Source organism: Micromonospora sp. NPDC005305 (assembly GCF_040607315.1).
Lineage (GTDB): Bacteria > Actinomycetota > Actinomycetes > Mycobacteriales > Micromonosporaceae > Micromonospora.
Genome location: NZ_JBEXGL010000041.1, coordinates 21,069 through 29,768 on the forward strand (window position 1 = coordinate 21,069; position 8,700 = coordinate 29,768).

Here is an 8,700-nt window from a genome sequence, read left to right on the forward strand (position 1 = left end):
GTTACCCACGAGTAATGCGCCGATCCCCCGGAGGCTGAGATGGCCCGACTCGCCCAGACGCCCGGCCTGACCGATGTGCAGCGGTCGATCCTGGAAACCGTCCGGGAGTTCGCCGACAAGGAGATCATCCCGCACGCCCAGCGGCTGGAGCACGCCGACGAGTACCCCACCGACATCCTCGACGGGATGCGGGAGATGGGGCTGTTCGGCCTCACCATCGACGAGGAGTACGGGGGTCTCGGCGAGTCCCTGCTGACCTACGCCCTCGTGGTCGAGGAGCTGTCCCGGGGCTGGATGTCGATCTCCGGCATCGTCAACACCCACTTCATCGTGGCGTACCTGATCTCCCAGCACGGCTCGGCGGACCAGAAGGCCCGGCTGCTGCCCCGGATGGCCACCGGCGAGGTGCGCGGCGCCTTCTCGATGTCGGAGCCCGAGTGTGGCTCCGACGTCTCGGCGATCAAGTCGAAGGCGGTCCGCGACGGCGGCAACTACGTGCTCAACGGCCAGAAGATGTGGCTGACCAACGGCGCGTACTCCTCGGTGGTCGCCACGCTGGTCAAGACCGACACCGGGGCCGACTCGGTGTACGGCAACATGAGCACCTTCCTGCTGGAGAAGGAGCCCGGCTTCGGCGAGACCGCCCCCGGCCTGACCATCCCCGGCAAGATCGACAAGATGGGCTACAAGGGCGTCGAGACCACCGAGATGGTGCTCGACGGCGTCACCGTCCCCGCCTCGGCGGTGCTCGGCGGCGAGGAGAAGGTGGGTCGCGGCTTCTACCAGATGATGGACGGCATCGAGGTCGGCCGGGTCAACGTGGCCGCCCGCGCCTGCGGCATCTCGATCCGGGCCTTCGAGCTGGCCGTCGCGTACGCCCAGCAGCGCCGCACCTTCGGCCAGCCTCTCGCCAAGCACCAGGCCGTCGCGTTCAAGCTCGCCGAGATGGGCACGAAGATCGAGGCCGCCCACGCCCTCATGGTCAACGCGGCCCGGCTCAAGGACGCCGGCCAACGCAACGACGTCGAGGCCGGGATGGCCAAGCTGCTCGCCTCGGAATACTGCGCCGAGGTCGTCCAGGAGGCGTTCCGCATCCACGGCGGCTACGGCTACTCCAAGGAGTACGAGATCGAGCGGCTGATGCGGGAGGCCCCGTTCCTGCTGATCGGCGAGGGCACCTCGGAGATCCAGAAGACCATCATCAGCCGCGGTCTCCTCAAGGAGTACAAGCTCTGAGTTGTAAGGAAGGGCCCTTTCTTAACGTCTGGTGTAGAGGAAGGGGCCCTTCCTAACGCCGTGGACGCGAGCTGGGGTGGGCGGCGGGAGGAGCATTCGCCGTGTCGGTCGGGGGGAGGTGCCGGCGGGCTCGGGTCACCAGGGCTTTCGGATCGTCGGCGTACAGGCGGATCTCCCGGACGGGCTCGCTCGGGCCCTTCGGCAGGCGCACCGACAGCGGCTCCCGCAGCACCACGTCGACCGCGGTCTGGCTGCCCGCGCCGAGGTTCAGCACCGCCGGGTCGTCCGGGTCGTACTGCACGCCGCGGCTGGACGGCAGCGACCGGTAACGCCCCTCCACCCGAGCGACGGCGGTCCACGGGATCAGCACGTCGAGGGAGATGCCGTTGCGGATCCGCAGGCCCGTGTCGTCGACGACGTGCGGGTGGATCCGGAGGCTGGCGAGCAGGCCGACCATCCACAGCACGCCCCAGACGCCGAGCCCGATGAGGACGTGCCGGACCGTCGGCCAGCCGACGGTGTGCCGGAGGATCAGGTCGAGGACCGGGATCTCGATGGTCGACAGTGCGATGAACACCCCGAGGATCGGTTGCACCACGCCGACGTAGGCGAACGTCTCCGCGCCCGGGGCCACCGGGTGGGGCCGCCGCAGGACCCAGCGGGCCAGGCTGCGCCACATACCCCACTCGTACGCGACCGCCCGGCGCGCCAGCCTGACCACGTCTATCTTTCCCATCCCGCCGCCCCCTTTTCGCATTGCAGTCGCAACGTAAACGCTGAGCGGGGCTATGTCAATGCGGTCGTATTGTGAAAGCATGGGGGAATGCCGAAGCGGGTCGACCACCGGGAGCGCCGGGCGCTGATCGCGGACGCGCTGATGCGGGTCGCGGCCGAACAGGGTCTGGAGGCGGTCAGCCTCCGGCACGTGGCCGCCGCGGCCGGGGTCAGCGCCGGGATGGTGCAGCACTACTTCCGCACCCGGGACGAGATGATGACCTTCGCGCTCGCCGTGGTCCGGGAACGCAACGAGACCCGGGTGACCCGGGCCATCGGGGCGCTCGGCCCGACGCCGGCACCCCGGACCCTGCTGCGGACCATGTTGGCCGAGCTGCTGCCCCTCGACGAGGAGCGCCGCGCCGACGGCCGGGTCGCGCTCGCGTTCCTGGCCTACACCGCCGTACGCCCCGCCGTCGCCGCCGCGCTGCACGACGAGACGGCCGCGCTGCTCGGGTTCGTCGCCGGCCAGATCCGGGCCGGAGCCCACCCCGGGGTGGATCCGGAGCGGGGCGCAGTCGGGTTGCTCGCCGTGATGGAGGGCCTCGGCATCTACCTGCTCGGCGGGCACTACCCGCCGGAGACCGCGCTGGCCGCCCTCGACACCCAGCTCGACCTGCTCTTCGGCACCGAGGCTGATCGTCCTCCGGCCAGGGCCGACGCTAGCCGCGCCGCGTCAGGCCACCGGCGGCCCGCTCGATGATGAGGCAGCGGTCCTCGACGTAGTCGATCCCCGCCTCCTCGGCGATCCGCCGCGCCTCGGCCGAGAAGATCCCGAGCTGCAGCCAGACCGCCGGCGCGCCGATCGCCACGGCCTGCCGGACCACCTCGACGGCGTCGCGGGCCGGGCGGAACACGTCGACCAGGTCGACCGGGTGCGGGATGTCGGCCAGCGACGGGTACGCCTTCTCGCCGAACAGCTCGTCCACGGTCGGGTTCACCGGGATGATCCGCCAACCGTACCGCTGCATCTGCAACGGCACGCTGTGCGCGGCCTTACCGGGGTCGCGGGACGCGCCCACGACGGCGATCACGGCGGAGTCGGCGAGGATCTGCTGAGCGGAGCGCACCAGCCGAGCCTAACCCGGCCGCGGCCGCGACGGGCCGACCAGCGGCCGGGTCACCGCTGGAGCGGGTCCGGTTGTCGCGGCCGCAACCGGGCCGGCACGTCGACGTTCAGGGTGCCGATCGCTCTCGCCAGTGCGGGACGCATGAGCCGCGCCGCCGGGCGTTCCACGAGCCGGTGGATGCACCAGGCCCCGACGAGCATGGCCGCGATCAGGCCGAGCCGGAGCGGAAGGTACGGCAGGTCGGCCAGCTTCGCCAGGACCGTCCAGCCGACGTACTGGTGGATGAGGTAGAGCGGGTAGGTCAGTGCTCCGGCCACGCTGAGCCAGGCCCAGTCGACCCGCAGCCAGCCCAGCGCCACCGCCGCCATCAGCGCGAAGAACACCGCCAGCACCGCGGCGGCGGGCCAGCCCGGCAGGTCGGTGCGCCCGGAGAGCTTGTTCGCGCGGTTGGCCAGGCCGATGACATGGTTCGACGAGAGCAGGAAGCAGACCCCGATGAGGCCCCACAGCAGCAGGTTCTGCCCGTACCGATGGATCAGGAAGAACGCGATGCCGGCGATGAAGTACGGGGCCCACTCCGAGACCAGGATGGTGTTGGCGAGGCCCGGGGTCTTCATGGTGAGCACGGCGCCGAAGAGCCACGCGACGCAGAACAGCACGACCCGCCGGTAGTTCACCCCGAACCACACGACGAGCGCGAAGAGCAGATAGAACCGCAGCTCGGCCCAGAGCGTCCAGTACACGCCGTCGACCGACCGGACGCCCACGCCGCTCTGCAGCATGGTCAGGTTCACGGCGATCTCGCCGGCGGACGGTGCCGGCCGGACGCGCCAGATCAGCAGGACCGCGCTCGTCAGCAGCACGCCGACCCAGTACGCGGGGAACAACCGGACGATCCGCGAGGTGGCGAACTGCCCGACCGTGTGACCCATGCTGCTCATGCAGATCACGAAACCGCTGATCAGGAAAAACAGCTCCACCCCGAGCCAGCCGTAGGCGCTGGGCATGGAGGCGAAACCGAAGTAGTGGTAGGACACCACCATCAGGGCGGCGACGAGGCGCAGGCCGTCGAGCACCCGGATGCGCGGTCGCGGCGGCCGGTGCTGGCTCGTCCCGCCACCGGCCGGTGCGGCGGCCGGTGCGGGGCGCGCGGCAGGGCCATGGTCGGCGCCCAGTTCCGAGTGGGCAGGTTGGTGCGCGCTCGTCGTCAGAGCCATGTTCTCCCGATCCCCGTGAACGCCGCTGGTCCCGGCTGGCATGGACGAAGGGGCATGTTACTCGACGTGCGGCGCACCCCGGGTCGTCCGGGCGCGCCGAGGCGAACCGAGCCGGTCGGAAATGTGCTGGTACGTGCTCGTCCGTGCGCGGGGAGGCTAGAGCAGGGTCAGCTGCTCGGCGGGGGCCGGCGACGGCGGATCGGGCAGCCGGCGGTTGTCGCCCCGCTCGCCCCGGAGCAGCCCGTGCCGGCGGGCCGCGATGCGCACCCGCGCCGTCAGCTCCCGCTGGTACGCCTGTGGCGCGTACGCGCCGGACTGGTAGAGCTGCCGGTAGCGGGGGACCAGGTGCGGGAACTCACGGGCCAGCCAGCGCGCGTACCACTCGCGGGCGCCGGGGCGCAGGTGCAGGGGCAGCGGGGTGACGCTGGTGGCCCCGGACGCGGCGACCGCGGCGACCGTCGCGTCGATCGACTCGTCGTCGTCGCTGAGCCCCGGCAGGATCGGTGCCATGAGCACCCCGACGGAGAAGCCGGCACCGGTGAGTCGGCGTACGGCGTCGAGGCGGCGACGCGGGCTCGGCGTGCCCGGCTCGACCGCCCGCCACAGCGCCTCGTCCACGAACCCCACCGAGTAGGACAACCCGACCCGGGTCACCTCGGCGGCCTGGCGCAGCAGCGGCAGGTCCCGTAGCAGCAGCGTGCCCTTGGTCAGGATCGAGAACGGGTTGGCGAAGTCGCGCAGCGCCGCGAGGATCTGGGGCATGAGCTCGTAGCGGCCCTCGGCCCGCTGGTAGCAGTCCACGTTGGTGCCCATGGCGATGTGCGCGCCGCGCCACTTCGGCGCGGCCAGTTCCCGGCGCACCAGCTCACCCGCGTTGACCTTGACGATCACCTTCCGGTCGAAGTCCGCACCGGCGTCGAGGTCGAGGTAGGTGTGCGTGTTGCGGGCGAAGCAGTTGTGGCTGACCACCCCGTTGGCGATGAAGTCGCCGGTGCCGGTGGTGATGTCCCAGAGCGGAAGCTCCAGCCCCAGATCCTCGATGCTCGCCACCCGCAGCCGGGCCCGACACTTGAGCGCCATGCCCTCGATCGACCGCTTGCGGGTGACCGCCGGATCGGTCAGGTGGAAGAAGCGCAGCCGCTCCGGCAGGCCACCGGTCAGCCGGAGCTGGCGGCCCCGGTTGAGGTTTCCCGGGTCGTCGAGCACCCACCGGAAGTCGAACCGGTCCAGGGCGGTGGCCGCCCGGCGCAGGCTCTCGTCGTCGCCCACGTTGATCCGGAAGACGCCCCGCCGGCAACTGCCGACGGCGTCGAAGCTGCCGGCCAGGAAGCCCAGCCACCAGTCGTCGGTCGGCTCGTCCTCGGGGTGGATCAGCCCGGCGACCGCTTCGGCGTCGCCCGGGCGGGCGGTGCGGATCGGGGTGGTCGACCGGCGGCCGGCCCGGACCGGCGGGCCGGCCATCCGCTCCGCGCCGATCCCGGCGTCGGCCAGGAACCGCTCCGCGCGCTCCACCGCCTCCTCGTCGGCGGTGGCCAGCCGGAACCGGCTGCCCGGGTGGTCGGCGTCGCGCACCGCCGCGCAGAGGTAGCCCCGGCGGTAGTCGGCCGAGCGCTTCGGGGCGGAGGCGAACCCGCCCGTGCCGAGCAGGCGGTTACGGGTGGTCAGGTAGGGCCGCCGGCCGCCACCCCGCATGCTGCCGGTGACGTGCTTCCAGCCGCGCTCGGTGAGGAACCGGTGGTCGCCGCTGGCGACCAGCGTGGTGCCGTCCTCCAGCGTCACCCGGTAGGCCCGCTTCACCGTCGACCACGTGTCGCGCACGGTGGTCACCACGTAGTGCCGGTAGGCGCCCCGCCGCTCGGTGCCGTAGATCCGGTCACCGACCGCCAGTTCGCTGATCGGCTTCGTGCGGCCGTCGGCCATCAGGATCGGCGTGTCACCCCCCAAGCAGTAGACGCAGGCATGGGAGCAGCCGCGATAGGGGTTGATCGTCCACTCGAACGGGACGCGGGACTGGCCCGGCACCCGGTTGATGATCGACTTGGCCCGCACCTCGTAGAAGGTCATGCCGGCGAAGCCGGGGGTGTCGAACGTGCGGGCGATCGCGCCGGGCAGCGCCAGCGGCAGGGGTGGAGCCGCTGGCGCTGCCCCGTCGGGAGTCCCCTCGTCCGGGGGAGCGGAGAGGTTGTCCCAGCGCATGTGCTTCATTCGAACATGCGTACGAACAAAGCGCAAGTGACCCGCCGGACACCGGCCACCGGAGTGGGGGCGGCGGGGTGCAGGATGGAGGCATGGAGACGTCGACCTTCGTCTACGACGGCGACTGCGCGTTCTGCACGAAGTGCGCGCGGATGATCGAGCGCTGGATCCCGACCCGGGCCCGGGTGCTGCCCTGGCAGTTCGCCGACCTCGACGCGCTCGGCCTGACCGTCGCCGAGTGCGACGAGGCGGTGCAGTGGGTCGGCGCGGACGGCGTACGCGCCGCCGGCCCCGACGCCATCGCCCGGCTGCTCGGCGACAGCAACCCGCTCTGGCGCACCGCCGGCGCCGGTCTCCGGTTCCCCCCGGTACGCGCTGCCGCCTGGCCGGCGTACCGCTGGGTGGCCCGCAACCGTCACCGCCTGCCCGGCGGCACCGCGGCCTGCGCGGTCCCGTCCGCCGGACGCAACTGAGGCCGGGACCCGCCGGTCAGTCCGGCAGCCCCGTGCAGGCGGCCCCGTCGATGGTGCACGCCGTGGGCGTGGCGCTGATCGCCGCGCCGTCCACCCGGAACGTGACGCGCACCGTGCCGTGGTCCGGCACCCGGCCGGCGTCCCCCTCCGGCACGAAGGTCCACGTCGCGCCGTCCCGGCTGGCCCGAGCCCCGGTGACCGAGGTGACCCGGAGCGACTCGCGGGGCAGCACGACGACCAGGGTCCAGGTCGGCGCCGGCGCCGGACCCGGGTTGTCGATCGTCACCGCGGCGCCGTAGCTGAGCAGGGCGTTCTCCTCGACGGCGAACGCGGCGCCCAGCGGGACCGAAGGGGGTGGCGCCGGGGTGGTCGCCGGCGGCGCGCCGGTCGACGGCAGCGCGGCCGGCGGGACGGGGGCCACGGGCGCGGCCGTGCTCACGGGCGGTGTGGACGTCCGCGGGGTGGCGTCGCTCGGCTCGGGCTGACCGCCCGGCGTCGCGGTCGCCACCGGGCCGGTCGCCGGTCCGCTGCCGGCCGGCCCGACGGCCACCGGGGTCAGCCGCTCCGGCGTACTCAGCACCGTGACGATCGAGTACGCGGTCGCCAGCAGCACTCCCAGCGAGGCGGCGATCGCCACGTACGCGAGCCGTGAGCCGTCACGCCGGCCGACGACGGCGCGACGCACGGCCCCGACCGCGGCGACGAGCCCGTCCAACACGATGATCGGCAGGGTCCGCCGTGGCGGGGACGGTGGTGCCGGCACTGGGCCTTTCCCCCTTCAGGTCGTCCATCGGGCCGGAGTCCGTGGTCTCCGGTCCCGGCGGTCTCCGCCCGTCACAGCGTGCGGAGGCCGTCGAGCAGCGCCTCGAGCAGTTCCCTGGACGGCGCCCCGGACAGTGACGGTGGCTCGTGCGTCTCGATCAGCCCCGCCTCCAGCAGGTCGCCGAGCAGTACCCGGACGGTACCCAACGGCAGGTCCAGTTCTGCAGCGACCTCCGCCACCGACAGTGGACGGTGGCACCGCTCGATTATGCGGGCCTGTTCGGGAAAAAGCTGCGCGGAGGCGGGGGCCGCCCGCCGGGTCACCACGAGGGAGATCAGGTCGAGCTGGCCGTGGTCGGACGTGATGCGCCCGCGCGTCACCGTGTACGGCCGGGCCACCGGCCCGGCGTCCTCGTCGTACCACGCCTCGTCATGGTCTCCAGTGGTGCGCACCGCTCATCCCGCCTGTCACCGTCCGGGCCGGTTCGAGATAGACGGGCAGGGCCCGCTCGGCCTGCGCCGCGAACAGCGCCACCTCGTACGCCATGTCGCCGACGTCGGCGTCGCCGCCCATCCGGACGGTGAGGATCGCTCCGCCCCGGGTGGTGGCGACGAACACGAACGAGCGCGACATCTGCACGACGACCTGCCGCAGCCCGCCGGCCAGGCACACCCGCCCGGCGGCCTGGCCCAGCGCGTACAGCCCGCTGACCAGGCTGGAGACCTGCTCGGCGACCTGGTCCTCGACGTGCCGGGACCGGCCGAGCAGCAGCCCGTCGGGGGAGAGCACCACGGCGACCTCGGCCCCCGGAACCCGGTCGACCAGGCCGTCCAGGGCGGCGGTCAGGCTGTCGGTGGCGACCGCTGAATGCGTCATCTAGTGTCCTGAGTCGTTAATTCGCCGGCAGTACGTGGCGAGGCTGTTGAGGATGTCGTCGGCGGTTCTGGTCCACACGAAGGGCTTCGGATCGG

Annotated in this window: 10 protein-coding genes; 3 read left to right on the plus strand and 7 right to left on the minus strand. The window is 72.3% G+C overall.

Annotated elements, in window-relative coordinates:
• Window positions 1–39: 39 nt before the first annotated feature.
• The gene (locus ABZS80_RS32755) at window positions 40–1,236 is read left to right on the plus strand and encodes an acyl-CoA dehydrogenase family protein (RefSeq protein ID WP_151463938.1); all 1,197 of its coding nucleotides are present in this window, start codon (window positions 40–42) and stop codon (window positions 1,234–1,236) included.
• 52 nt (window positions 1,237–1,288) lie between these two features.
• Here ABZS80_RS32755 and ABZS80_RS32760 read toward each other — a convergent pair whose 3' ends face one another.
• Window positions 1,289–1,972, minus strand: a complete 684-nt coding sequence (locus ABZS80_RS32760) for a hypothetical protein (RefSeq protein WP_355062003.1) — start codon at window positions 1,970–1,972, stop codon at window positions 1,289–1,291.
• Between the two features lie 87 nt (window positions 1,973–2,059).
• Between ABZS80_RS32760 and ABZS80_RS32765 the strand changes: the two genes are divergently transcribed.
• Window positions 2,060–2,713: a TetR family transcriptional regulator C-terminal domain-containing protein gene (locus ABZS80_RS32765; protein WP_355062005.1), complete on the plus strand. Its 654-nt coding sequence runs from the start codon at window positions 2,060–2,062 to the stop codon at window positions 2,711–2,713.
• Here the strand turns inward: ABZS80_RS32765 and ABZS80_RS32770 are convergent.
• From ABZS80_RS32770 to ABZS80_RS32780, 3 genes are all read right to left on the minus strand, one after another.
• Window positions 2,673–3,080, minus strand: coding sequence for a CoA-binding protein (locus ABZS80_RS32770; protein ID WP_355062007.1), 408 nt, complete (start codon window positions 3,078–3,080; stop codon window positions 2,673–2,675). The two genes, ABZS80_RS32765 and ABZS80_RS32770, sit on opposite strands and share 41 nt — an antisense overlap.
• 50 nt (window positions 3,081–3,130) lie before the next feature.
• Window positions 3,131–4,297: an acyltransferase gene (locus ABZS80_RS32775; protein WP_355062009.1), complete on the minus strand. Its 1,167-nt coding sequence runs from the start codon at window positions 4,295–4,297 to the stop codon at window positions 3,131–3,133.
• 156 nt (window positions 4,298–4,453) lie between these two features.
• Window positions 4,454–6,502: an intein-containing Rv2578c family radical SAM protein gene (locus tag ABZS80_RS32780; RefSeq protein ID WP_355062011.1), complete on the minus strand. Its 2,049-nt coding sequence runs from the start codon at window positions 6,500–6,502 to the stop codon at window positions 4,454–4,456.
• Window positions 6,503–6,585: 83 nt separating this feature from the next.
• On the opposite strand from ABZS80_RS32780, the gene ABZS80_RS32785 reads away from it, so the two are divergent.
• Entirely contained in the window at window positions 6,586–6,966 is a 381-nt protein-coding gene (locus ABZS80_RS32785; RefSeq protein WP_355062013.1) for a DCC1-like thiol-disulfide oxidoreductase family protein, read from the plus strand.
• Window positions 6,967–6,982: 16 nt separating this feature from the next.
• Here ABZS80_RS32785 and ABZS80_RS32790 read toward each other — a convergent pair whose 3' ends face one another.
• The 3 genes from ABZS80_RS32790 to ABZS80_RS32800 form a co-directional block, all read right to left on the minus strand.
• Window positions 6,983–7,729 (minus strand): cellulose binding domain-containing protein, encoded by a 747-nt coding sequence (locus ABZS80_RS32790; RefSeq protein ID WP_355062014.1) that lies wholly within the window; start codon window positions 7,727–7,729, stop codon window positions 6,983–6,985.
• 71 nt (window positions 7,730–7,800) lie between these two features.
• Entirely contained in the window at window positions 7,801–8,181 is a 381-nt protein-coding gene (locus tag ABZS80_RS32795) for a DUF742 domain-containing protein (RefSeq protein ID WP_151463943.1), read from the minus strand.
• On the minus strand, window positions 8,159–8,605 hold the full coding sequence (locus ABZS80_RS32800) for a roadblock/LC7 domain-containing protein (RefSeq protein WP_355062017.1): 447 nt from the start codon (window positions 8,603–8,605) through the stop codon (window positions 8,159–8,161). The genes ABZS80_RS32795 and ABZS80_RS32800 overlap by 23 nt, the downstream gene beginning before the upstream one ends.
• Window positions 8,606–8,700: the final 95 nt, after the last annotated feature.

What these genes read in the sequence shown, in the direction of transcription:
- ABZS80_RS32780 (WP_355062011.1), bottom strand. Translation starts at nt 6,502, where the DNA reads ATGAAGCACATGCGCTGGGACAACCTCTCCGCTCCCCCGGACGAGGGG.
- ABZS80_RS32765 (WP_355062005.1), top strand. Translation starts at nt 2,060, where the DNA reads ATGCCGAAGCGGGTCGACCACCGGGAGCGCCGGGCGCTGATCGCGGAC.
- ABZS80_RS32755 (WP_151463938.1), top strand. Translation starts at nt 40, where the DNA reads ATGGCCCGACTCGCCCAGACGCCCGGCCTGACCGATGTGCAGCGGTCG.
- ABZS80_RS32800 (WP_355062017.1), bottom strand. Translation starts at nt 8,605, where the DNA reads ATGACGCATTCAGCGGTCGCCACCGACAGCCTGACCGCCGCCCTGGAC.
- ABZS80_RS32760 (WP_355062003.1), bottom strand. Translation starts at nt 1,972, where the DNA reads ATGGGAAAGATAGACGTGGTCAGGCTGGCGCGCCGGGCGGTCGCGTAC.
- ABZS80_RS32785 (WP_355062013.1), top strand. Translation starts at nt 6,586, where the DNA reads ATGGAGACGTCGACCTTCGTCTACGACGGCGACTGCGCGTTCTGCACG.
- ABZS80_RS32775 (WP_355062009.1), bottom strand. Translation starts at nt 4,297, where the DNA reads ATGGCTCTGACGACGAGCGCGCACCAACCTGCCCACTCGGAACTGGGC.